The organism is Streptomyces sp. NPDC048417, from assembly GCF_040651615.1.
In the GTDB taxonomy this organism is placed as follows: Bacteria; Actinomycetota; Actinomycetes; order Streptomycetales; family Streptomycetaceae; genus Streptomyces.
In genome coordinates, this window is record NZ_JBEZKI010000003.1 from 270,403 (window position 1) to 291,976 (window position 21,574).

21 protein-coding genes and 1 riboswitch are annotated in these 21,574 nt (G+C 69.8%); of the genes, 9 read left to right on the forward strand and 12 right to left on the reverse strand.

Annotation, left to right across the window (positions count from 1 at the left end):
* The first annotated feature begins 126 nt into the window (after nt 1–126).
* Together AB0D59_RS06130 and AB0D59_RS06135 are read left to right on the forward strand one after the other, a co-directional pair.
* Nucleotides 127–513 carry a hypothetical protein gene (locus AB0D59_RS06130; protein WP_362561360.1) on the forward strand — a complete coding sequence of 129 codons (387 nt, stop codon included), beginning with the start codon at nt 127–129 and terminating at the stop codon, nt 511–513.
* On the forward strand, nt 513–1,013 hold the full coding sequence (locus tag AB0D59_RS06135; RefSeq protein WP_362561363.1) for a hypothetical protein: 501 nt from the start codon (nt 513–515) through the stop codon (nt 1,011–1,013). Before AB0D59_RS06130 ends, AB0D59_RS06135 begins: the two co-directional genes overlap by 1 nt.
* A 55-nt stretch (nt 1,014–1,068) precedes the next feature.
* Here the strand turns inward: AB0D59_RS06135 and AB0D59_RS06140 are convergent, their stop codons facing one another.
* The 5 genes from AB0D59_RS06140 to thrC all read right to left on the reverse strand — a co-directional run bounded on the left by AB0D59_RS06140 (nt 1,069) and on the right by thrC (nt 6,801).
* Nucleotides 1,069–2,196 (reverse strand): NADH:flavin oxidoreductase, encoded by a 1,128-nt coding sequence (locus AB0D59_RS06140; protein WP_362561365.1) that lies wholly within the window; start codon nt 2,194–2,196, stop codon nt 1,069–1,071.
* Nucleotides 2,197–2,488: 292 nt separating this feature from the next.
* Nucleotides 2,489–4,111 (reverse strand): chaperonin GroEL, encoded by a 1,623-nt coding sequence (gene groL / locus AB0D59_RS06145; protein WP_351711336.1) that lies wholly within the window; start codon nt 4,109–4,111, stop codon nt 2,489–2,491.
* 359 nt (nt 4,112–4,470) lie between these two features.
* Nucleotides 4,471–4,677, reverse strand: coding sequence for a cold-shock protein (locus AB0D59_RS06150; RefSeq protein WP_007493268.1), 207 nt, complete (start codon nt 4,675–4,677; stop codon nt 4,471–4,473).
* Between the two features lie 515 nt (nt 4,678–5,192).
* Complete coding sequence (locus AB0D59_RS06155) at nt 5,193–5,468, reverse strand: ubiquitin-like small modifier protein 1 (protein WP_362561368.1); 276 nt, start codon at nt 5,466–5,468, stop codon at nt 5,193–5,195.
* A 46-nt stretch (nt 5,469–5,514) separates the two neighbouring features.
* A complete protein-coding gene (gene thrC / locus AB0D59_RS06160) occupies nt 5,515–6,801 on the reverse strand; it encodes a threonine synthase (RefSeq protein ID WP_362561370.1) in 1,287 nt (428 codons plus the stop codon).
* Nucleotides 6,802–6,819: 18 nt separating this feature from the next.
* Nucleotides 6,820–6,982, reverse strand: a riboswitch (SAM riboswitch).
* Nucleotides 6,983–7,139: 157 nt separating this feature from the next.
* Between thrC and AB0D59_RS06165 the strand changes: the two genes are divergently transcribed.
* Both AB0D59_RS06165 and AB0D59_RS06170 read left to right on the forward strand, forming a co-directional pair.
* On the forward strand, nt 7,140–8,084 hold the full coding sequence (locus tag AB0D59_RS06165; RefSeq protein ID WP_362561372.1) for a glucosyl-3-phosphoglycerate synthase: 945 nt from the start codon (nt 7,140–7,142) through the stop codon (nt 8,082–8,084).
* An 82-nt stretch (nt 8,085–8,166) separates the two neighbouring features.
* A complete protein-coding gene (locus tag AB0D59_RS06170; RefSeq protein WP_362561374.1) occupies nt 8,167–9,591 on the forward strand; it encodes a trehalose-6-phosphate synthase in 1,425 nt (474 codons plus the stop codon).
* Nucleotides 9,592–9,668: 77 nt separating this feature from the next.
* Here AB0D59_RS06170 and otsB read toward each other — a convergent pair whose 3' ends face one another.
* The 3 genes from otsB to AB0D59_RS06185 form a co-directional block, all read right to left on the reverse strand.
* Complete coding sequence (gene otsB / locus AB0D59_RS06175; RefSeq protein ID WP_362561377.1) at nt 9,669–10,517, reverse strand: trehalose-phosphatase; 849 nt, start codon at nt 10,515–10,517, stop codon at nt 9,669–9,671.
* Between the two features lie 91 nt (nt 10,518–10,608).
* The gene (locus tag AB0D59_RS06180; RefSeq protein ID WP_362561380.1) at nt 10,609–10,842 is read right to left on the reverse strand and encodes a DUF3263 domain-containing protein; all 234 of its coding nucleotides are present in this window, start codon (nt 10,840–10,842) and stop codon (nt 10,609–10,611) included.
* A gap of 17 nt (nt 10,843–10,859) precedes the next feature.
* The gene (locus AB0D59_RS06185; protein WP_362561728.1) at nt 10,860–12,122 is read right to left on the reverse strand and encodes an extracellular solute-binding protein; all 1,263 of its coding nucleotides are present in this window, start codon (nt 12,120–12,122) and stop codon (nt 10,860–10,862) included.
* 129 nt (nt 12,123–12,251) lie between these two features.
* Between AB0D59_RS06185 and AB0D59_RS06190 the strand changes: the two genes are divergently transcribed.
* Both AB0D59_RS06190 and nagA read left to right on the forward strand, forming a co-directional pair.
* Entirely contained in the window at nt 12,252–13,193 is a 942-nt protein-coding gene (locus AB0D59_RS06190; protein ID WP_362561383.1) for an ROK family protein, read from the forward strand.
* Between the two features lie 95 nt (nt 13,194–13,288).
* The gene (nagA, locus tag AB0D59_RS06195; protein ID WP_362561730.1) at nt 13,289–14,419 is read left to right on the forward strand and encodes an N-acetylglucosamine-6-phosphate deacetylase; all 1,131 of its coding nucleotides are present in this window, start codon (nt 13,289–13,291) and stop codon (nt 14,417–14,419) included.
* Between the two features lie 61 nt (nt 14,420–14,480).
* Here the strand turns inward: nagA and AB0D59_RS06200 are convergent, their stop codons facing one another.
* Nucleotides 14,481–15,299, reverse strand: coding sequence for an alpha/beta hydrolase (locus AB0D59_RS06200; RefSeq protein WP_362561386.1), 819 nt, complete (start codon nt 15,297–15,299; stop codon nt 14,481–14,483).
* Nucleotides 15,300–15,399: 100 nt separating this feature from the next.
* Nucleotides 15,400–16,065: a DUF4097 family beta strand repeat-containing protein gene (locus tag AB0D59_RS06205; RefSeq protein ID WP_362561389.1), complete on the reverse strand. Its 666-nt coding sequence runs from the start codon at nt 16,063–16,065 to the stop codon at nt 15,400–15,402.
* A 232-nt stretch (nt 16,066–16,297) separates the two neighbouring features.
* Between AB0D59_RS06205 and AB0D59_RS06210 the strand changes: the two genes are divergently transcribed.
* The 3 genes from AB0D59_RS06210 to AB0D59_RS06220 all read left to right on the forward strand — a co-directional run bounded on the left by AB0D59_RS06210 (nt 16,298) and on the right by AB0D59_RS06220 (nt 18,549).
* A complete protein-coding gene (locus AB0D59_RS06210; protein ID WP_362561392.1) occupies nt 16,298–17,077 on the forward strand; it encodes a helix-turn-helix domain-containing protein in 780 nt (259 codons plus the stop codon).
* Nucleotides 17,078–17,148: 71 nt separating this feature from the next.
* Nucleotides 17,149–18,066 carry a 1-phosphofructokinase family hexose kinase gene (locus AB0D59_RS06215; RefSeq protein ID WP_362561395.1) on the forward strand — a complete coding sequence of 306 codons (918 nt, stop codon included), beginning with the start codon at nt 17,149–17,151 and terminating at the stop codon, nt 18,064–18,066.
* Nucleotides 18,067–18,207: 141 nt separating this feature from the next.
* The gene (locus tag AB0D59_RS06220) at nt 18,208–18,549 is read left to right on the forward strand and encodes a peptidase inhibitor family I36 protein (RefSeq protein WP_362561733.1); all 342 of its coding nucleotides are present in this window, start codon (nt 18,208–18,210) and stop codon (nt 18,547–18,549) included.
* Between the two features lie 69 nt (nt 18,550–18,618).
* On the opposite strand, the gene AB0D59_RS06225 is transcribed toward AB0D59_RS06220, so the two are convergent.
* Both AB0D59_RS06225 and cdgB read right to left on the reverse strand, forming a co-directional pair.
* Nucleotides 18,619–19,554, reverse strand: coding sequence for a carbohydrate-binding protein (locus AB0D59_RS06225; RefSeq protein WP_362561397.1), 936 nt, complete (start codon nt 19,552–19,554; stop codon nt 18,619–18,621).
* A 118-nt stretch (nt 19,555–19,672) separates the two neighbouring features.
* Nucleotides 19,673–21,334 (reverse strand): diguanylate cyclase CdgB, encoded by a 1,662-nt coding sequence (gene cdgB, locus AB0D59_RS06230; RefSeq protein ID WP_362561400.1) that lies wholly within the window; start codon nt 21,332–21,334, stop codon nt 19,673–19,675.
* Nucleotides 21,335–21,574 lie beyond the last annotated feature (240 nt).

A 21,574-nucleotide genomic window follows, 5' to 3' on the forward strand; every position in this document is an offset into this window, starting at 1 on the left:
CGATCCGGCGCCCGTACCCGCCAGGCCGCTCCCGACAGCGGCCGAGCGGGTGCGGGCGCCCTGGCGGACGACTGCCGGTCGCTCACGCATAGAGTCGATCCGGCGCACGAACTGTGGAGGTACGGCATGGCGTTCACGTTCTTCGTGTCGCTGTCCCTGATCGTCGGCAGGGGCTTCTACCTGTCCCGGCAGATCAAAGTCGCGGCACCACTGCTCGACGAACGGACGCCGGCGGGACGCGCCCTGGTGGGCCGGCTGCGGCGGCTTCCGTATTCCTGGAACCACGCTCTCGCGGGCGGCGCCTTCACCGCTCTGGGATGGCTTCTCCTCGACCGCACGACGGATTCGGTACTGGACTTCGCGACCGCCCTGTCCGAGGTGTGCGTAGGAGCCCTTGCCTACGATGCCGGGGTCTATCTCTTCCGGCGCAGATTCCGTACGGCAACGCTCCTGCGGACGGGCATGTACACGGCGCTCGCCGCACTCGCCTTCGCCGAAGGCGCCTGGCACTGATGACCGGCCTGGCCAAGCAGTTGCACGTCTCGCTCCTGGTCACCCTCGGGGTGACGGTCTTCGGCCTGGTGCACGACGTCCTGGACGCCCTGTGGTCGGGGAACCTTCTGGGCGCCCTGGGCGCCTGGGCCGGAGTGACGGCCATTCTCTGCGTTGTGGTGGCCGTGGCGCACACCGCGATCTACGTCGCCGCGCATTCGGGGCGGCCCGAGGGGAGCGAGGCGCGCGGGGTCCGGGCCGGGCTGCTGATCCTGCTCGTACTCGACGCCGTCCTCGCTCAGCCCCTGTGGGCCCGGACTGCCGACGCCTCGGGGACCCCGTTCCGGACGGCGTGTGCCCTGGTGGCCCTGATCCCCCCGCTCACCGCCCTCGTGTCATGGGTCTGGGCGAGACGGCGGGAGCGGGGGCCGGACATCGCCCGGAACAGCGCCCTGTTCTTCGGTGTCGTGGCCGTGCCGCTGCAAGGAGTGGCCGCGCTGGTCCTTCTCGCGGTGGCCTGAGACGCGCGAACGGCCGGGACGTGATCGTCCCGGCCGTTCGTCGTACCGGCCCGGCTCAGCTCAGCGTCTGCAGCGCCGCCGCGTCGTACGACTTCAGCTCCTGCGTGCGGCCGGCCAGCACCTTCGCCGCCCACTCCGGGTCCTGGAGGATGGCGCGGCCGACGGCGACCATGTCGTACTCCTCGCGCTCCAGGCTGTCGAGGAGGTCCTCGATGCCCCGGACCGGGGAGCCCTCGCCCGCGAAGCCCTTGATGAAGTCGCCGTCGAGGCCGACCGAGCCGACGGTGATGGTCTGCTTTCCGGTGAGCTTCTTGGTCCAGCCGGCCAGGTTCAGGTCGGACCCCTCGAACTCGGGGAGCCAGTAGCGCCGGGTGGAGGCGTGGAAGACGTCGACACCGGCCGCCGCCAGCGGGGTGAGGATCGCCTCCAGCTCCTCCGGGGTCTCGGCGAGACGGGCGTCGTAGTTGTCCGACTTCCACTGCGAGTAGCGGAAGATCACCGGGAACTCCGGGGAGACCGCCGCGCGTACGGCGGCCACGATCTCGGCGGCGAACGTGGTGCGAGCGACCGGGTCGCCGCCGTAGGCGTCGGTACGGCGGTTGGTGCCCGCCCACAGGAACTGGTCGAGGAGGTAGCCGTGGGCGCCGTGCAGCTCGACCCCGTCGAAGCCGATGCGCTCGGCGGCGGCCGCGGCCTCGGCGAAGGCGCCGATGACGTCGTCCAGGTCCTGGCGGGTCATCGCCTTGCCCTCGCCCTCGGTGCCGTCCAGGCGGATGCCGGAGGGGCCGACGGCGGGGGCGTCCGCGAACGGCGGCTGGCCCTGCTTGCGCACCATGCCGATGTGCCACAGCTGCGGGACGATCGTGCCGCCGGCCGCGTGCACCCCCTCGGCGACCTTCGCCCAGCCCGCCAGCTGCTCCTCGCCGTGGAACCGCGGGATGCGGCTGCTCTGCCCGGCCGAGTCGTGGCCGACGTACGTCCCCTCGGTGACGATCAGACCGACACCGGCGGCGGCCCGGCGGGCGTAGTACGAGACCACGTCCTCGCCGGGGATGCCGCCGGGGCTGAACTGGCGGGTCATCGGCGCCATCACGATCCGGTTGGGGACCGTGAGCCCGTTCAGGGCGATGGGACGGGAGAGGATCTCGGCCGCGCGGGAGGCGGGGGGCGTGGTGACGGTCACGTGGGGGGCTCCTGGTGAATCGGTCGTGTCGTATACCCGACGGTATGTGCACACGCATCGAGTGCACATACGTGCACAACGACCTGCCCGGACGTACCCATTCCCGCTCTCGCACGGACGCCGTGTGACCCCGGACACGGACCCAGACCGGTTCACGGGACGGATGCCCCGGCCACACGGGCGGCGCCCTGCGCCACACCGGCCCGTGGACCGGCGGAAACGCCCGAGGGCGGCACCCCCTGCCGTGGCAGGGGGTGCCGCCCTCGGAAAAGGACGAGCCGATCCGGATGGATCAGAAGTCCATGTCACCGCCCGGCATGCCGCCCGGAGCGGCCGCCGCGGCCTTCTCCGGCTTGTCGGCGATGACGGCCTCGGTGGTGAGGAACAGCGCGGCGATGGAGGCGGCGTTCTGCAGGGCAGAGCGCGTCACCTTCGCCGGGTCGATGATGCCCTCGGCGATCATGTCGACGTACTCGCCGGTCGCGGCGTTCAGGCCGTGGCCGACCTGAAGGTTGCGCACCTTCTCGACGACGACGCCACCCTCGAGACCACCGTTGACGGCGATCTGCTTGAGCGGGGCCTCCAGGGCGAGCTTCACGGCGTTGGCGCCGGTCGCCTCGTCACCTTCGAGCTCCAGCTTCTCGAACACCTGGGAGGCCTGGAGCAGGGCCACGCCACCACCGGCGACGATGCCCTCCTCGACGGCCGCCTTCGCGTTGCGAACGGCGTCCTCGATGCGGTGCTTGCGCTCCTTGAGCTCGACCTCGGTCGCGGCACCGGCCTTGATGACGGCGACGCCACCGGCGAGCTTGGCCAGGCGCTCCTGGAGCTTCTCGCGGTCGTAGTCCGAGTCGGACTGCTCGATCTCGGCGCGGATCTGGTTGACCCGGCCCTGGACCTGCTCGGTGGAGCCGGCGCCGTCGACGATGGTGGTCTCGTCCTTGGTGATGACCACCTTGCGGGCGCGGCCCAGCAGGTCGAGGGTCGTGTTCTCCAGCTTGAGACCGACCTCCTCGGAGATGACCTCGCCGCCGGTGAGGATGGCGATGTCGTTCAGCATCGCCTTGCGGCGGTCGCCGAAGCCCGGGGCCTTGACGGCGACGGACTTGAAGGTGCCGCGGATCTTGTTGACGACCAGGGTCGACAGGGCCTCGCCCTCGACGTCCTCGGCGATGATCAGCAGCGGCTTGCCCGACTGCATGACCTTCTCCAGGAGCGGGAGCAGGTCCTTGACGGAGCCGATCTTCGAGTTGGCGATCAGGATGTACGGGTCGTCCAGGGACGCCTCCATACGCTCCATGTCGGTGGCGAAGTACGCCGAGATGTAGCCCTTGTCGAAGCGCATACCCTCGGTGAGCTCCAGCTCCAGACCGAAGGTCTGGGACTCCTCGACGGTGATGACGCCTTCCTTGCCGACCTTGTCCATGGCCTCGGCGATGAGCTCGCCGATCTGGGTGTCGGCGGCGGAGATGGAGGCCGTGGAGGCGATCTGCTCCTTGGTCTCGACGTCCTTCGCCTGCTCGAGGAGGGCACCGGAGACGGCCTCGACGGCCTTCTCGATACCGCGCTTCAGGGCCATCGGGTTGGCGCCGGCGGCGACGTTGCGCAGGCCTTCCTTGACCAGGGCCTGGGCGAGCACGGTCGCGGTGGTCGTTCCGTCACCGGCGACGTCGTCCGTCTTCTTGGCGACTTCCTTGACCAGCTCGGCGCCGATCTTCTCGTACGGGTCCTCGAGCTCGATCTCCTTGGCGATGGACACACCATCGTTGGTGATCGTGGGGGCGCCCCACTTCTTCTCGAGGACGACGTTGCGGCCCTTGGGGCCCAGCGTCACCTTCACGGCGTCCGCGAGCTGGTTCATGCCGCGCTCGAGGCCGCGCCGCGCCTCCTCGTCGAACGCGATGATCTTGGCCATGTGAAGTGGTCCCTCCAGGACTGGGGGTGAGTCTTCAAGGACCGCGCCCGCGCCCGCGACGGACGGCTCGCCGACCCGTGGGTTCCTTGCCCCACCCGGTCTGCGGGCCTCACCGACCCGGTCCATCTTTGTCACTCTCACCTTCAGAGTGCTAACGCCAATGATTAGCACTCGCCCATGCCGAGTGCAAGCGCCTCCCGAGGACTGGGTCGCGCCCCGGCCCCGTACCGGGCCGCACCCGCGGGGCACGCCGGCCCGCTCGCCCCGGGCATGCCAAAGGGCTCGTAACCCATGACTCCCCATGGGATACGAGCCCTCCGACAAAGAAAGAAGAACGACGCTGTCAGTCGGCGCGTGCTTCAGCCGGTCGCGAGCCGGACCATGTCCGCCTGCGGCCCCTTCTGGCCCTGCGAGATCTCGAAATCGACCCGCTGACCTTCCTCCAGGGTGCGGTAGCCGTCCATCTGAATCGCACTGTAGTGGACGAAAACATCCGCACCACCGTCGACCGCGATGAAGCCGTACCCCTTCTCCGCGTTGAACCACTTGACGGTGCCCTGAGCCATGCCTAACTCCCCTATTACTGGCCCTTGCACAGATCCACACTTCGCGGATCCGGGTCAGACCTCACCCCCCACAGGTTTGGGGGCGTGCGCCGGAACGCGTCGACCGCGGCTGAATGTATCTGTCCAACTGCCGTCTGCAACAGGTCAATCGGACGAGAATTCTGGACGGGAAGGGTCCGGAATGTAGCAAGAATTCGGCCGAATTCAGGGCAAGTCGGGCCCCATAAAAGCCGCAAAAGCCGCATATAACCCGCACACTTTGGCTACTTCTTGTCGGGTCTGCGGTATCGAATACGGGGCTCCCGACCTGGAGATCGGGACCGCGTTCCCCAACTGTACCGCGCTCAACCACACAGAATTGCCCCCTCCGCTTCTCGCACGGAGGGGGCACTGCATCCATTAGCGGCTCCGCCGCGGGGATGAACACTCGGTGATGGGTATTACCGAAGGTAATGTTCGGTCATACGGGCATCACGACAGCCAGGTCAGCAGGGTCGCCGGGGCGGTCGGCGGGGTCAGCCGCCGGCGACGGCCGGGATGATGGAGACGCCGGCGCCGTCCGGGGTGGCCGTCTCCAGACCCTGCTCGAACCGCACATCGTCATCATTGACGTACACATTCACGAACCGGCGCAGCTTGCCCTCGTCGTCGAGAACACGGCCGGCGATCCCGGTGTGGTTCTTCTCCAGATCGGAGATGACATCGCCGAGGGTGGCCCCTTCGGCACTGACTTCGGCCTGACCACCGGTGTAGGTGCGCAGGATGGTGGGGATGCGAACGGTGACGCTCACGTTTAAACCTCCGGTTAGAGCAACGCCCTGGTTTTCTGTGGCTGACTTAGGCGAGCCCGGCCTCACGGAACGAATCGAGAGTGGGCCGAATAGTCGCCGTAAGCCCGGTCCCCGCCACGGCGTCCAGTGTCTTCAGTCCATCACCCGTGTTGAGCACGACAACCGACTTCGTCGGATCGATCAGCCCATTCTCGATGAGCTTCCTGGTGACTCCGACCGTCACCCCGCCGGCGGTCTCCGCGAAGATTCCCTCGGTCCGCGCGAGCAGCTTGATCGCGTCGACGACCTGCTCGTCGGTCACGTCCTCCACCGCACCGCCGGTACGGCGCGCGATGTCCAGGACGTACGGCCCGTCGGCCGGGTTGCCGATGGCGAGGGACTTGGCGATGGTGTTCGGCTTCTGCGGCCGCACCACGTCGTGGCCCGCCTTGTAGGCCACCGACACCGGCGAGCACCCCTCGGCCTGCGCACCGAAGATCTTGTACGGCTTGTCCTCGACGAGCCCGAGCTTGATCAGCTCCTGCAGCCCCTTGTCGATCTTCGTGAGCTGCGAGCCGGAGGCGATCGGGACGACCAGCTGGTCGGGGATCCGCCAGCCGAGCTGCTCGCAGATCTCGTACGCCAGGGTCTTGGACCCCTCCGCGTAGTACGGCCGCAGGTTGACGTTGACGAAGCCCCAGCCCTCGCCGGCCGAGTCACCGATCAGCTCGGAGCAGAAGCGGTTCACGTCGTCGTAGTTGCCCTCGATGCCGACGAGCTCGCCGCCGTAGATCGCGGCCATGACGATCTTGCCCTGCTCCAGGTCGTGCGGGATGAACACGCAGGAGCGGAAGCCGGCCCGGGCGGCGGCGGCACCGACCGCGCCGGCGAGGTTGCCGGTGGAGGAGCAGGAGAGCGTGGTGTAGCCGAAGGCGCGCGCGGCCTCGACGGCCTGGGCGACGACCCGGTCCTTGAAGGAGTGCGTCGGGTTGCCGGAGTCGTCCTTGACGTACAGGCCGCCGGTGACGCCCAGCTCCTTCGCCAGGTTGTCGGCCTGGACGAGCTTGGTCCAGCCCGGGTTGATGTTCGGCTTGGTCGCCACGTCCGCGGGGACGGGCAGCAGCGGCGCGTAGCGCCAGATGTTCGCGGGACCCGCTTCGATCCGCTTCCGCAGCTCCTCGGTGTCGTAGGCCGAGAAGTCATACGCGATTTCGAGCGGGCCGAAACACTCCTCGCAGGCGAACACGGGGCCGAGCGGCACGCGGTGGCCGCACTCGCGGCAGCTCAGGGCGGCGGCGGGACCGAGGTCGACGGTCGTGGAGTCGGTGGTGGTCGCAGAAGTCTGCACAGCCATGTGAGGCGAGGCCCTTTCTCCTCATCTTCCTCACGACGCATCTCGCCGTGAGACGGATTTGGCACCTTCCCTAGCCGGGAGCCTCGCGAGCGATCGACAGTGATCAGCGATCCACGAGTAACCGACTGGAGGGTTGCCGGGGCTTCATCGGGCCGTATCCCTCTGCCCCTCTGGATGAGCGGTATGCGGTTGTCAACGGCCGGTGACCCCAGGACATGCGATGGTCATCGGCGTTGTTCAAGACTGTAACCGAAGGCCAGGACAGTTGAGATAGTCGTCCGAACCGCGAGATGGATCACACCTCGCAGTGTGATCGTGACAGTGAGGAGCCGCTGACTGTGCTGGAAGAAGTCGAGCGCTGGCTGGCCACCCGCTCCTGGTCCATGAACGATCGCCCCCTGCACCGGATACTCGCCGCCAAGCAGCGCACCGGGCAGTCCGTCTCCGTCGTGCTGCCCGCGCTCAACGAGGAGGAGACGGTCGGCGACATCGTCGCGATCATCCGTCACGACCTCATACGGCAGGTGCCGCTCGTCGACGAGATCGTGGTCGTCGACTCCGGTTCCACCGACCGTACGGCGGCGGTGGCCGCGGCGGCCGGCGCCCGGGTCGTGCACCGCGACACGATCCTGCCGCGCATCCCCGCCGTCCCCGGCAAGGGCGAGGTCCTCTGGCGCTCCCTCCTCGTCACCACCGGCGACATCGTCTGCTTCATCGACGCCGACCTACGTGACTTCTCCTCCGACTTCGTCACCGGGATCGTCGGCCCGCTGCTGACCGACCCGGACGTGGACCTCGTCAAGGCGATGTACGACCGCCCGCTCGCCGGCTCGGCCGGACAGGGCGGCCGGGTCACCGAACTGATGGCCCGCCCGCTGCTGAACATGCACTGGCCGCAGCTGGCCGGGTTCGTCCAGCCGCTCGGCGGCGAGTACGCGGCCCGCCGCTCGCTCCTCGAACAGCTCCCCTTCCCGGTCGGCTACGGCGTGGAGCTGGGCATGCTGGTCGACGCCCTGCACCTGGTCGGCCTGGACGCCCTCGCCCAGGTCGACGTGGGGGTCCGCAAACACCGTCACCAGGACGGCCAGGCCCTCGGCCGGATGTCCGCCGCGATCTACCGCACCGCGCAGCTGCGGCTGGCCCGCGGGCATCTGATCCGGCCCGCCCTGACCCAGTTCGAACGGGGCGAGGACGGCTTCGAGCCGCGCACCTACTCCGTGGACACCGAGGAACGGCCGCCGATGGCGGAGATCGCCGAGTACGCCGAGCGCCGGGTGGCGTGACTTCTACGTACGGCCGTATACGGCGGCGCGTCGGGCACGGCCGTACGTTTGAGCGTTTCCGGGCCGGGCTAGGTTGTGGCGTATGGCTTCCACCGGCGGTGCTGAGGTGCTGGTCGCGTCCAACCGCGGCCCGGTTTCGTATGAAGTGGGCGAAGGCGGTGCGCTGCGCGCCAAGCGGGGTGGCGGCGGGCTGGTCTCGGGGCTGTCGGCCATCGGGCCGGACGCGAACGCGGTGTGGGTGTGCGCGGCGCTGAGCGACGGCGACCGGGAGGCGGTACGGCGGGCCGACGGCGGCCGGCTGCCGGCCGGGGACAGCGGCGGGCAGCAGGTCCGGATGCTCGACATCGATCCGGACGTGTTCTCGGACGCGTACAACGGCATCGCGAACTCGGTGCTCTGGTTCGTCCACCACATGCTCTACCAGACCCCGCTGGAGCCGGTCTTCGACGCGGAGTTCCGGCGCCGGTGGGCCTCGTACCAGGCCTACAACCAGGCGTTCGCCGAGGCGCTGGCGCAGGAGGCGGGCGAGGGCGCGGTGGTCGTCATCCAGGACTACCACCTGGCGCTGGCTCCGCGGATGCTGCGCCGGCTGCGGCCTGATCTCCGTATCGGCCATTTCTCCCACACCCCGTGGGCACCGCCGGACTACTTCCGGCTGCTCCCCGACGACATCGCGGCGGAACTGCTCGGCGGGATCCTGGGCGCCGATCACGCCGCGTTCCTGACCCGGCGGTGGGCGGACGCGTTCGTGGCCTGCTGTCATGCGGTGCTGGGCCCGGGGATTCCGGCGGCCGGGGAGACCCGGATCGGGGTGCACGGGCTGGGGGCCGACGCGGAGTTCCTGCGGAAGCGGTCGCACGAGCCGGACGTGGACGAGCGGATGCGGGCGCTGCGGGAGGAGATCGGCGAGGGCCGCAGGACGATCGTCCGGGTGGACCGGACCGAGCTGTCGAAGAACATCGTGCGGGGTCTGCTGGCGTACCGGCAGCTGCTCGACGACCACCCCGAGTGGCGGGAGCGGGTGGTGCATGTCGCGTTCGCGTATCCGTCGCGGCAGGACCTCGCGGTGTACCGCGACTACACGGCCGAGGTGCAGCGGGTCGCGGACGACATCAACTCGGCGTACGGGACAGCGGATTGGACGCCGGTGGTCCTCCACGTCAAGGACGACTTCGCCCGCTCGCTGGCGGCCTACCGGCTGGCCGACGTGGCGTTGGTGAACCCGATCCGGGACGGCATGAACCTGGTCGCCAAGGAGATCCCGGTGGTGTCCGACGAGGGGTGCGTGCTGGTGCTCTCGCGGGAGGCGGGGGCGTACGAGGAGCTGGGCGAGGACGCGGTGGTCGTGAACCCGTACGACATCGGGGGGACGGCCGTGGCTTTGCAGCAGGCGTTGACCATGGGGGTGGAGGAGCGGGCGGAGCGGACGAAGCGGCTCGCCGCGGCGGCTACGGCGTTGCCGCCTGCGGCGTGGTTCCTTGAGCAGTTGGAGGCGTTGGGCGGGTGAGTACCTCGGCTGCGGGTCCGGTGGGGGCTGGTCGCGCCCACGCGGCGGAGCCGCATATGGATACAGCCCCGCGCCCCTTAAGGGGCGCTGTGGTGAGCCAGGTTTTCTAGCAGCCGTACGACTTCCTCCGGGCCGTTGACCACCAGGTCCGATCGCTCCGCGAGTTCCGTGACCTCCTCGCTGCCGCTGCATACCAGGAGGCCCGGGACGCCTTCCGCCCGGAGTTTCTCCACTGCCGCGAAGGCCGGGATGTCGCCCAGGTCGTCGCCGGCGTAGAGGACCGCGCCCGCGCCGATCTCTCGCGCGTAATCGCGCAGGGCCACGCCCTTGTCCATGCCCGGGGGGCGCAGTTCCAGGACCAGGCGGCCCGGTTCGACGATCAGGGCGTGCCGGGTGGCCAGGTCGGTCAGAGGGGCGCGGAGGGACTCGAAGGTGGCCTGGGGGTCGTCGGCCCGGCGGGTGTGGACGGCCACGGCATGGCCCTTGTCCTCGATCCAGGTGCCCCGCGCCCCCGCGCCGTCGATGACGGCCGGGAGTTCGGCGCGGACGGCGGCGATGCCGGGGTGCGGCGGGGGCGCGGTGATCTCGCCCGTCGCCGCGTCCCAGCGCTCGGCGCCGTAGTGGCCGAGGACGACGAGGTGGTCCAGGCCGGGGACGCCGGCGAAACCGCCGTAGCGGACGGCGATCTCGGCGGGGCGGCCGGTGATGACGGCGACGGCGGCCACCTTCGGCGCGAGGGCGGCCAGGGCCGGTACGGCGTCCGGGTGAGCCCGGGCCTGCTCGGGGTCAGCGACGATCGGCGCGAGGGTGCCGTCGAAGTCGAGGCCGACGAGGGCGGAGCGGGGCTGCGAAAGGAGGGCTTCGAGCCCTTCGCGACCGGCGGGGGTGCGAGGAGTCGGAAGGGATTCCGGGAAGTGGGTGCCCATGCAACCGACAGTATCCGAGCGCCCCTTAAGGGGCGCGGGGAACTGCGCGACCAGCCCCCACCGGCCGGCCGCCGAAGAACTCACCCCCCGGTCAGCGGTCCCCCCGCCGCGCGTCCCGCACCCTGCGCAGCCTGTTCACCGTCACCGGGTCATGGGCCAGCGCCCGCTCGTCGTCGAGGAGGGCGTTGAGGATCTGGTAGTAGCGGACCGGCGCCAGGTCCAGTTCCTCGCGGATCGCACGTTCCTTCGCGCCGGGGCTCGAAAAGCCCCGGCGTTCCAGGGCGAGGATCGCCTGCTCGCGTGCGCCCAGTTCTTGCCGGTCCATGCCGAGAACCGTAACGCTCAGCCCGTCGTCGTACGGCTGTCGGCCGCCGCCGCCTCGGACTGGATCCGGGTGAGCACCGCGGTCGGGTCGCCCGTCGGCGTGACCGCGGTCCCTATCTGCTTCTTGACTTCGGCGCTGATGGCGGCCCAGGAGGTCTTGCCGGCCGGGTACAGCTCGGAGGTCGGCAGCTGTTCCAGGAAGGGGAGGAGTTGCTTGTCCTGGGCCTGCGGGGAGTCGGTCATCGTCTGGGACGCGGACGTGGTGACCGGCAGCAGACCGTACTCGCGGGAGAAGCCGAGGACGTTCTTCTCGCTGTAGACGTAGTCGAGGAAGTCGCCGACCTGGTCCGCGTGGCCGTTCTGCCTGAACGCCGCCATCCAGTCGGTGACGCCCATGGAGGCGGTGGTGGCGGCCTGGCCGGCGCGGGCCGGCATCGGGACCGTGCCGAACTTCACGCCCTTCGCCTCGGCCTGCTTGATGAGCGTGGGGTGGCCGTTGAGCATGCCGACCTGGCCGTCGGCGAACGCGGCGAACGCGGTCGCGCGGTTCAGCTTGCCGGGCGCCGTCGGTCCGGTCAGGCCCTTGCCCACCAGGTCGTCCTTGAGCCAGGTGAAGGTGTCGATGTTCTGCGAGGAGTCGATCGTGTACGTGCCGATGTCGTCGGTGTAGCCGCTGCCGCCGCTGAGCAGCCACTGCATGGTCTCCGCCTGTGCCTCCTCCGGGCCGAGCGGCAGCGCGTACGGGTACTTCACCCCGTGCGCCTTGAGCGCCTCCGCGTCGGCCGCCAGCTCCGTCCAGGTGGTGGGCGGGGTGATGCCGGCCTCCCCGAAGAGGGTCTTGTTGTAGAAGAGGACGCGCGTGGAGGCGGCGAAGGGGATGCCGTACTGCGCGTGGTTCCACTGGCCCGCCTCGGCGAGCTGGGAGGGGAAGTCGGCCTGCACCGGGATGGAGAGCAGCTCCCCGGCCTCGTACAGCTTGCCGGCGGCCGCGTAGTCGGCGTACGAGCCGATCTGCGCCAGGTCGGGCGCCTTGCCGGCGGCGACCATGTCCTTGACCTTGCGGTCGACGTCGTTCCACGAATAGACGGTGACGTCGACCTTCACGTTGGCATGCTTGGCCTCGTACGCCCTGGCCAGCTTGTCCCAGTACTTCTGGGAGCTGTTGGCGGCGGAGTCTCCGTAGTCGGCTGCGACGAGTCTGAGGGTGACGTCCGAGGATCCGGTCGTCCCACAGCCACCGAGAACCGCGGTCATGCCCGTTGCGGACACCACCGCGATCATTCCTGCCCTACGCCGCCGCACGTGTACTGCCCCTGTCTAACTGTCTCGCCGTTCAATGTGTGGACCCACAAGGTCTACACCACGCAGGTGGACTAGACCTCTTACGGGTCTGCGGGCCACACTGTTCCCGTGAGACATGTCATCGCCCTGGACGTGGGCGGCACCGGAATGAAGGCCGCACTGATCGGGCCGGACGGCGAGCTGCTCCACCAGGACCGTCGGTCTACCGGCCGCGACCGCGGCCCCGAAGCCGTCGTCGCCGCCATCCTCGACTTCGCCGCCGACCTGTACGCGTACGGCGAGAAGCACTTCGGCGAGGGTGCGGCCGCGGCCGGCCTCACCGTGCCCGGCATAGTCGACGAGCCGAACGGCATCGCCGTCTACGCGGCCAACCTCGGCTGGCGCGACGTACCCCTGCGCGCTCTCCTGACCGAGCGCCTCGGCATCCCGGTCGCCCTCGGCCACGACGTGCGCACCGGCGGCCTGGCGGAGGGCCGGCTCGGTGCGGGCCAGGGCACGGACCGCTTCTTCTTCGTGGCGCTCGGCACCGGAATCGCCAGCGGCTTCGGCCTGGACGGCCGGGTGGAGTCGGGCGCGCACGGCTTCGCGGGCGAGATCGGACACATCGTCGTACGACCGCAGGGCGCGCCGTGCCCGTGCGGGCAGCGCGGCTGTCTGGAGCGGTACGCGTCGGCGGCCGCGGTGAGCGAGGCGTGGGCGAGGGCCACCGGTGACCCTGACGCGGACGCGGCGGACTGCGCGAAGTCGGTCACGTCCGGCGACCCGAACGCCGTCCGGGTCTGGCAGGAGGCGGTGGCCGCCCTGGCCGACGGCCTCGTCACGGCCCTGACCCTGCTGGACCCCCGTGTCCTGATCATCGGCGGCGGCCTGGCGGAGGCGGGCGACGTGCTGTTCGAGCCGCTGCGACAGGCGGTGACCGATCGGGTGACGTTCCAGAAACTCCCGACGATCGTCCCGGCCGCCCTGGGAGACACGGCGGGGTGTCTGGGGGCCGGCCTGCTCGCCCAGGACTTGTTGAAGACGACGACTACTCCGGAGGTAACCCCCTGATGGCTGCGAACGAGCCGCACAACAGCGCCCCTTCAGGGGCGCGGGGAACTGCGCGACCAGCCACAACGCACCCGCAGCCCGGGACGCAGGGCCTGATCCTCGACGGCGCCCGCGTAGTCCTCCCGACCGGAGTCGTCGACAAGGGCCAAGTGGTCGTCGACGGCACGAAGATCGCCGCCACCGCCCCGGAAAACGCCCAGGTCATCGACGTCACCGGCCACTGGCTCCTGCCCGGTTTCGTGGACATCCACAACCACGGCGGCGGCGGAGCCTCCTTCAGCTCCGGCACCGCCGAAGAGGTCCTCACCGGCGTCCACACGCACCGCGTGCACGGCACCACCACCCTCGTCGTCTCCACCGTCACCGACGACATGGACGTCCTCGCCCGTCAGGCCGGCCTGCTCTCGGAGCTGGCCGAGCAGGGGGAGATCGCCGGTATCCACTTCGAGGGCCCGTTCATCTCCCCGTGCCGCAAGGGCGCGCACTCCGAGGCGCTGCTGCGCGACCCGGACCCGGCGGAGGTCCGCAAGCTGGTCGACGCGGCGCGCGGCCACGCCAGCATGGTCACGCTCGCCACCGAGCTCCCCGGCGGCATCGAGTCCGTGCGGCTGCTCGGCGAACACGGCGTGATCGCCGCCGTCGGCCACACGGACGCGTCGTACGAGCAGACGCTGGAGGCCATCGACGCGGGCGCCACGGTCGCCACCCACCTCTTCAACGCGATGCCGCAGATCGGCCACCGCGCCCCCGGCCCGATCGCCGCCCTCCTGGAGGACGAGCGGGTGACCGTCGAGCTGATCAACGACGGCACCCATCTCCACCCGGCCGCGCTCCAGTTGGCCTTCCATCACGCGGGCCCCGACCGGGTCGCGTTCATCACGGACGCCATGGACGCGGCGGGCAGCGGCGACGGCCGCTATCTCCTGGGCCCGCTGGAGGTCGAGGTCACGGACGGGGTCGCCCGGCTGGTGGAGGGCGGTTCCATCGCCGGGTCCACGCTGACCCTGGACCGCGCGCTGCGGCGGGCGGTGACGATCGACCGACTGCCCGTGGAGCACGCCGTCGCCGCCCTGTCCGCCAACCCGGCCCGACTGCTGGGCCGTTACGACCGCGTCGGCTCCCTGGAGCCCGGCAAGGACGCCGACCTGCTCGTCCTGGACGCCGACTTCACGCTGAAGGGCGTGATGCGGCAGGGCGCGTGGGTGGTCGTACCCGAGCTGGGCTGAAACGGCGGGCCCCGCCACCTGGACACGGTGGCGGGGCCTGGCCGGACCACTGGTCGTGTTCTCAGTGCCGCCCGTGGTCGAGGGCGGCGACCTCCCGCACGGCGTCGGCGACGGCCCGGAAGTCCTTCTTCAGGATCGCGCCGTGATTGCTGGCGACCTTCGCGCTCAGCCGGAGATTCGGGTTTCGCTCGAACACCTGATCGAGACTGGCTCGGATCTCCTCCTGCTCGTCGCCCTTGCTGCCGAGGGACGACCCGGAGGCAAGCACGTACCGCACCGGGACGCTGATGCCGTCCAGTACGGGGCCCAGTTCGCGTGCGCGGGAGAGCCTGCCGAGTTCAATGTTGGAGTCCGCCATCTGCGCGTGGGTCAGCCGCGGGGTCAGGCCGGTCGGGCGCAGCAGCGGCATGAACCAGCCCATCCGCCGGAACAGCTTCCGGATCCGCTGCTCCATGGCCTCGTCCAGCCAGTCGTGCGGTGCGGCACCGTCGACCAGGACCGCGCCCAGGGCACGTCCCGGATTCCGGTCGGCCCAGTGCGCCGCGACGACCGCCCCGTAGGACCAGCCCACCACCAGCGCCCGCTCCACGCCCCTGGCCGCGAGAACGGCGTCGACATCCCGCACGGCGGCCTCGAAGGAGTAGTCCGCCGAGCGCCTCGACCTCCTGCCGCGGGCCCGTTCGTCGTAGGTGATGTGCCGCCGGCCCGGGCCCAGTTCGGCGACGACCCGCCGCCAGTATCCCTGCGTGGCGAACTGGCCGTTGAGGTAGACCACCGGGATTCCGCTACCGCCGGTGTCGGTGACGGCCAGGGCCGTGTCGTCGACCGGCACCATGCCGGCCCACCGCGAACCGGCCGCGGAAGTGCTGTCCTTCGTCATGTGTTCCCCCTGCTTGTTCGTGTGAGCGTGTCGGGTACGGCTCCCGCGGGCCCGGTGGACCGCGGCGGGGCCCGGCCGGGGTGGTCCTGGTGCTGCTTCCTCAGAGGCTGCGGGCGGTGATGTCGCCGCGGGAGGTGGTGGCGCGGATGTCGAGTTCGGCGGTGCCGTCGTTCTTGAGGGCGTTGCTGACGCGGCCGTAGTCGGTCCCGGCGTCCAGGGCGGCCGAGACGCCGGCGGCGGCGCCGACCGAGATGTCGCCGTCCTGGGTGCGGAGCACGACCGCGCCGCGCACGGCCTCGGCGATCCGGATGTCACCCCGCGCGGTGCTGATCTCCGCGGGGCCGCCCAGCCGGCCGACCTCGACATCGCCGTCGAGGGCGGTGAGGCGGACGCTCGCGGCCTCGTCGATCTTGATCTGGCGGTACGCGCCTTCGAACGCGATGTCGCCGAGGCGTCCGACACCGCGCAGCTCGGCACCGCTGGTGCGGGCCTCGACACGGGAGCCGGCGGGCAGCTTGACGGTGACCTCCACCGACCCGGACGGGCCGAAGAGCTGGTTGCCGGAGGCCGCGGCGGTGATCCGCAGGACGCCGTCGGCGTAGGCGACGGTGGTCTGCTCGGCGGTCTTGACGTCACGGTTCCGGGCGGGGTTGGCTGGCAGCACCTCGACGGTGGTGTCGGTGCGGTCCGCGGCGATGAACTGGATGCGTCCGGCGGGGATGTCCAGGACGGCGGAGATCGGGGCCGGGGTGTCGAACTTCTGCATCGTCTTCTCCTGTGACTCGCCGTTTCCGATGAACGAAAAGCTACGTTGCATTCACTGATCCAGCAACAGACTCGTTGCGCAAAATCGCCATCATTGCAGGCCGCAGCTCAGAAATTGTTGCATTGACCTTCGAGGTGAATGCAACGATGGTCATACGTTCGTTGCAATGACTTGGAAGTGAACGCTATGCTGGAGGCCGCAAGGACCGCCGAGGGGCACGAAGGAGACCGCGATGCCGGGAGGCAGGCTCACCCAGCAGGAACGCCAGCAGATCGCGCTGGGACTGGCCGACGGCCTCGCCTACGCCGAGATCGCCAGGCGCCTCGACCGTCCGACCTCGACGGTCACGCGCGAGGTGCTGCGCAACGGCGGCCCCTCCGACTACCGCGCCGACCTGGCCCACCGCGCCACCGAACGCCGAGCCCACCGCAGCAGGGGGACCGCGCCCCGAGGAGCCGGGGCGCCGCCGCCGGCCCACGGACGTGACCCGGAGGCCGTGCGCGAGTACGAGGAGACGCTGACCACCGTCATGATGGCGTCGGGCATGACCGCGATGCCGGCCCGGGTGATGGCCTCCATCACCCTCACCGACACCGGCAGCCTCACCGCGGCCGAACTCGTCGAGCGCCTGAAGGTCAGCCCGGCGTCCGTCTCCAAGGCGATCGCGTTCCTCGAGAGCCAGGGCCTCGCCCGCCGGGAACAGGGAGAAGGCCGCCGCGAGCGCTACATCGTCGACGACGACATCTGGTACCAGTCGATGATGGCCAGCGCCCGCTCCACCGCGCAGATGGTGGAGATCGCACGGCAGGGCGTCGGCGTCCTCGTCCCCGGCACCCCGGCCGCCACCCGCCTGGAGAACATCGCCCGCTTCCTCGACTTCGTCAGCGAGAGCATCGCCCGCGCCGCGGAACAGGCCCGCGAGGTCCTGCACACCAAACCCGAGGCAACCTCCCCCGAGGCAACCTCTCTTGAGGGGCGGCTTGAGGGACGGCTTGAGGGACGGCAGCTCTAGGCCGGTCGCCGTCTCTTTGGCATGATCGACCCCCGACGGACGGCACAGGCATGCGCGAGGGAGGTCGCCCGGTGATCCTCACGGTCACGCTGAACACCGCTCTCGACATCACCTACCGGGTCGGCGCGCTGCGCCCGCACGCCTCGCACCGCGTCTCGGAGGTGACCGAACGGCCGGGCGGCAAGGGCGTGAACGTGGCCCGGGTGCTGGCCGCCCTCGGGCACGAGACGACGGTGACCGGTTTCGCGGGCGGCGCGACCGGGCGCACGGTACGGGAGCGGCTCGCGGACACCCCGGGCGTGCGGGACGCACTACTGCCGGTCACCGGGCCGACCCGCCGCACCATCGCCGTCGTGGACCAACTGACCGGTGACACGACCCAGTTGAACGAGCCGGGCCCGCAGATATCTCCCGCCGAGTGGGGCGCCTTCCTCGACCACTACGAGGAACTGCTGCCCGGCGCCTCGGCGGTGGCGCTGTGCGGCAGCCTGCCGCCGGGAGTGCCGGTGGGTGCGTACGCGGGCCTGATAAAGAGCGCCCGGTCGGCCGGTGTCCCCGTCCTCCTCGACACCAGCGGGGAGCCGCTGCGGCGCGGGGTGGCCGCGCGCCCTGACCTGGTCAAGCCGAACGCCGCCGAACTGGCCGAACTCACCGGCTCCCACGACCCGTCACGCGCCACCCAGGACGCCCGGCGCCGCGGCGCCCGCACGGTGGTCGCCTCCCTGGGCCCACAGGGCCTGCTGGCCCGCGCCCCGGAGGGCCACTGGCGCGCCACCCCACCCACCCGTGAACACGGCAACCCCACCGGCGCCGGCGACTCAGCGGTCGCCGGCCTGCTCTCCGGCCTGGTGGACCAACTCCCCTGGCCGGACCGCCTGTCCCGGGCCGTCGCGCTGTCCGCGGCGACCGTACTGGCACCGGCGGCGGGCGAGTTCGACCGCTCGGCCTACGAGAAACTTCTGGCGCGCGCGTCGGTGACGGAGGTCTGACAGCTCTGCAATCCTCGCAGGATATGCCCGCCTGGCATTTTGGCCGAGAAGCACCCTTCCCTTTACGTCAACCGAATGATCGGATGATCATCCATCGCTATATGACCAATAGCGAGAGATGCAGGGGAACCTCATATGAGTATGCTTAAGAAAAGCCTGACAACGGTGGCTGTGACCGGCGCATTGCTGGCTGGCGCCTTTTCCACGCCGGCCGCGGCAGCTGATCCCAACACCTGTCCGTCAGGGAAGGTCTGCGGATGGTCGAAGCCGAACAGGACCGGAACCAGGACCGTCCTCTCCGTAACACCCGGCTGCTATCCCTTCACCACTGCCCGGTCCGTCTCGAACCAGACGTCCTATCGCATAGAGTTCTGGCGCATCACCACCGGCTGCGACGCCGGTACCCGGCTAGTCACGCTGAAGCCGCACACCTATTCAGACAACCCCGGCACCGTTGACGGTATCGCAGTCTACGGGAGTTAGTCAGGCCAGCGGCCTCAGCCTCATGACAGTCCGCCGGGCTACCCGGCGGACTGTTTGGCCATCAGGCCCTTATTGCAGCCACAACTGGTCGAAGAGTGCGTCGCACTGATTACCCTCATTGCAGGCTATCTCAATAACATTGGCCCCCTTGCTCAGGGTGACCGGAGCCCACGTACTCTGCCAGCCTTTTTCGTAGTCCCCTTTGGGGGATCCGATGAAGTTCTTCAGGCCGATTGGCTGATTGTTCACCTTACCGTTCACCGACAGCGTGGCGTTGGCATCGGCACCGGGGATGCTGTAGCGCGCGTACAGCCGGAAGTCTCCGGCTTTCTCGATGCCGTTGACCGTCCAAGTGATCTTGGCTCCGACATGGTTGAAGTCCGTCACGTAAATCCCGCCATCGGACTTTGCGCCCTTCACGTCCGAGGCAAGGGTCGCGCCGCCGTCCAGGTGCAGCGCCTTCGCGTCTATCTTCGGCAGCTGACCCGACACCGAGCTCGTGCTCGACGGCGACGGCGAGGCGCTCTGGGACGTGGACGTGGAAGGGGAGGCGTCGCCGCTCGCCTTGTCGTCGTCGCCGTTGCCGTTCAGCATCGCGACGCTGATGCCTATGACGACCGCGGCGACCACCGCGATGGCGCCGATGAGGAGGCCCTTGGTGTTCGGGCCCCGGCCGCGGCCGCCGCCCGAGGACGGCATCGGCGTGCGGGTGGTCGGCGCGCTGCCCGGGAAGGTCTCCGGGGCCTGGTAGGCCGCGCTCGGCGGCTGGCCGTAGCCGCCGGGCTGCTGCTGCGGGATGGTCTGGTTGCCGCCGTACTGCGGTGCCTGCTGCTGTCCGCCGTACGTGCGCTCACCGACCGAGCGCACTCTGCTGACCGCGTTCGGGTAGCCATAGCCACCGGAGCCGGACGGCGGCTGGGCCCCTCTGGCCTGGCCGTCGGCGTACAGATAGCCGAACGGGTCGTCGTCCTCGGGCGTGCTCGCGCCGTTGTCGCCGGGCGTCATCCCTTGGTACTCCTCAACAGGTGCGGGCGGATGCGGTACAGGTATTGAGAGTCGAGCCTACCCGGTCTGGCTGAGCCAAACGGGTGACTCGGACCGCATCAATGCGATGACCTGGGAATCATCCGGCACGGCGATGTTGTTTGGGACGAGATCGTTTCTCTACGTACATCCGCTCGTCGGCGGATTTCAGGACTTCGTCCGCCGTCATGCCGCAGTGCGCCCATCCGATGCCGAAGCTCGCGCCCACCCGGACCGCCCGGCCCTCGGCGCGGATCGGCTGGATGATCTCGTTGCGCAGGCGTACGGCGAGGTCCTGGGCGTCGGCCTTGCCGAGTCCGTCGGCGAGGATCACGAACTCGTCGCCGCCGAGGCGGGCCACGGTGTCGCCGTCGCGGACACCTCGGGAGAGCCTGCGGGCGACCTCGATGAGGACCGCGTCGCCCGCGTTGTGCCCGAACCGGTCGTTGATCGACTTGAAGCCGTCGAGGTCGCAGAAGAGCACCGCGAGCCCCTTGGCGCCGTCGTCGCGGCCCTCCTCGGGGGCGACGGTGTGCACATGGTGGTCGTAGCCGTCGTACGACGACGAGCCGCCCGCCGTGCCGGCGAAGTCGAAACCGTGGCCGTTGACGTCGTAGGCGGGGTGCCCGTAGGCCGCGTCCAGGGATTCCAGCTCGCCGGCGTGCCCGGCGCGCCGGCAGAGCCGGGAGGCGAGGCGGGAGCGGAGTTCCGCGGAGTTCGGCAGGCCGGTGAGGGAGTCGTGGGAGGCGCGGTGGGCGAGCTGGAGCTCGCGGCGCTTGCGCTCCTCTATCTCCTCGACGTGGGTGAGGAGGAAACGGGGACCGTCGGCGGCGTCGGCGACCACGGAGTTGCGGAGCGAGACCCAGACGTAGGTGCCGTCGCGGCGGCCGAGGCGGAGTTCCGCGCGGCCGCCCTCCGCCGACGTGCGCAGCAGGGTGCCGATGTCCTCGGGGTGGACCAGGTCGGAGAAGGAGTAGCGGCGCATCGCGGAGGCGGGGCGGCCCAGCAGGCGGCACAGGGCGTCGTTGGTGCGCAGTATTCGGCCGTGCTGGTCGCCGCCCATCTCGGCTATCGCCATGCCGGAGGGGGCGTACTCGAAGGCCTGCCGGAAGGACTCCTCGCTGGCACGCAGGGCCTGCTGCTCGCGCTCCAGCCTGACCAGTGCCCGCTGCATGTTCGCACGTAGACGCGCGTTGCTGATCGCGATCGCGGCCTGGAAGGCGTACATCTGCAGGGCCTCGCGGCCCCAGGCGCCGGGATGCCGGCCGTTGCGCGGGCGGTCCACGGAGATCACGCCGAGCAGTTCGCCGCAGGAGCTGCCCGAGATACCGGGCGTGTACATGGGGGCGAAGAGCCGGTCGGAGGGGTGCCACTCGTCCTCGAAGCGGGGCGCGGGGCCCTCGGTGTACCACTGCGGGACGTCGTCGTCGTCGAGGACCCAGCCCTCGGTGTGCGGTATGAAGACGAGGTCGCCCCACTTCTCGCCCATGTTCAGCCGCCGCTCCCAGGAGTCACGGGAGCCGACCCGGCCGGTGATCAGGGCCTCGGCGGCGGAGTTGCCGGAGAGGGCCGCGACCACGAGATCGCCGTCGGGGCGTACGAGGTTCACGCACGCCATCTCGAACCCGAGGGCGGTGATCACGCCGTCGGCGACGGTCTGCAGTGTGTCCGCCAGACTGCGGGCGGTGTTCATGTCGGCCATGACCTGGTGCAGTTGTCGCAGGGACGCAAGACGGACGTAGGGTTCCGACTCGGTCTCCATGTTCGCCCTCCCCCCGAGACCTCGCAGCGAATCAAGGGTCTGCTTCGGCGCTACTTTCCCTTGCCACTGAATCACAGCGCGCTGCCCACTCGGTACACAGGGTCAACAATAAATGCCCCTTGTGACTCAAGTCACAGGAGAACGTGAGCAATTGCGTGGAGTTTCTGCGTTTTCCCTGTGTGTTTACTGAACACAGTCTTTGTGCGCGTGGGACATGATGCACGCATCTCCGGCGACCGT

What these genes read in the sequence shown, in the direction of transcription:
- AB0D59_RS06205 (WP_362561389.1), bottom strand. Translation starts at nt 16,065, where the DNA reads ATGCAGAAGTTCGACACCCCGGCCCCGATCTCCGCCGTCCTGGACATC.
- AB0D59_RS06135 (WP_362561363.1), top strand. Translation starts at nt 513, where the DNA reads ATGACCGGCCTGGCCAAGCAGTTGCACGTCTCGCTCCTGGTCACCCTC.
- AB0D59_RS06170 (WP_362561374.1), top strand. Translation starts at nt 8,167, where the DNA reads ATGGCTTCCACCGGCGGTGCTGAGGTGCTGGTCGCGTCCAACCGCGGC.
- AB0D59_RS06220 (WP_362561733.1), top strand. Translation starts at nt 18,208, where the DNA reads ATGCTTAAGAAAAGCCTGACAACGGTGGCTGTGACCGGCGCATTGCTG.
- AB0D59_RS06130 (WP_362561360.1), top strand. Translation starts at nt 127, where the DNA reads ATGGCGTTCACGTTCTTCGTGTCGCTGTCCCTGATCGTCGGCAGGGGC.
- AB0D59_RS06225 (WP_362561397.1), bottom strand. Translation starts at nt 19,554, where the DNA reads ATGACGCCCGGCGACAACGGCGCGAGCACGCCCGAGGACGACGACCCG.
- AB0D59_RS06150 (WP_007493268.1), bottom strand. Translation starts at nt 4,677, where the DNA reads ATGGCTCAGGGCACCGTCAAGTGGTTCAACGCGGAGAAGGGGTACGGC.
- AB0D59_RS06185 (WP_362561728.1), bottom strand. Translation starts at nt 12,122, where the DNA reads ATGATCGCGGTGGTGTCCGCAACGGGCATGACCGCGGTTCTCGGTGGC.
- cdgB (WP_362561400.1), bottom strand. Translation starts at nt 21,334, where the DNA reads ATGGAGACCGAGTCGGAACCCTACGTCCGTCTTGCGTCCCTGCGACAA.
- otsB (WP_362561377.1), bottom strand. Translation starts at nt 10,517, where the DNA reads ATGGGCACCCACTTCCCGGAATCCCTTCCGACTCCTCGCACCCCCGCC.
- AB0D59_RS06200 (WP_362561386.1), bottom strand. Translation starts at nt 15,299, where the DNA reads ATGACGAAGGACAGCACTTCCGCGGCCGGTTCGCGGTGGGCCGGCATG.
- thrC (WP_362561370.1), bottom strand. Translation starts at nt 6,801, where the DNA reads ATGGCTGTGCAGACTTCTGCGACCACCACCGACTCCACGACCGTCGAC.
- AB0D59_RS06180 (WP_362561380.1), bottom strand. Translation starts at nt 10,842, where the DNA reads ATGGACCGGCAAGAACTGGGCGCACGCGAGCAGGCGATCCTCGCCCTG.
- groL (WP_351711336.1), bottom strand. Translation starts at nt 4,111, where the DNA reads ATGGCCAAGATCATCGCGTTCGACGAGGAGGCGCGGCGCGGCCTCGAG.
- AB0D59_RS06210 (WP_362561392.1), top strand. Translation starts at nt 16,298, where the DNA reads ATGCCGGGAGGCAGGCTCACCCAGCAGGAACGCCAGCAGATCGCGCTG.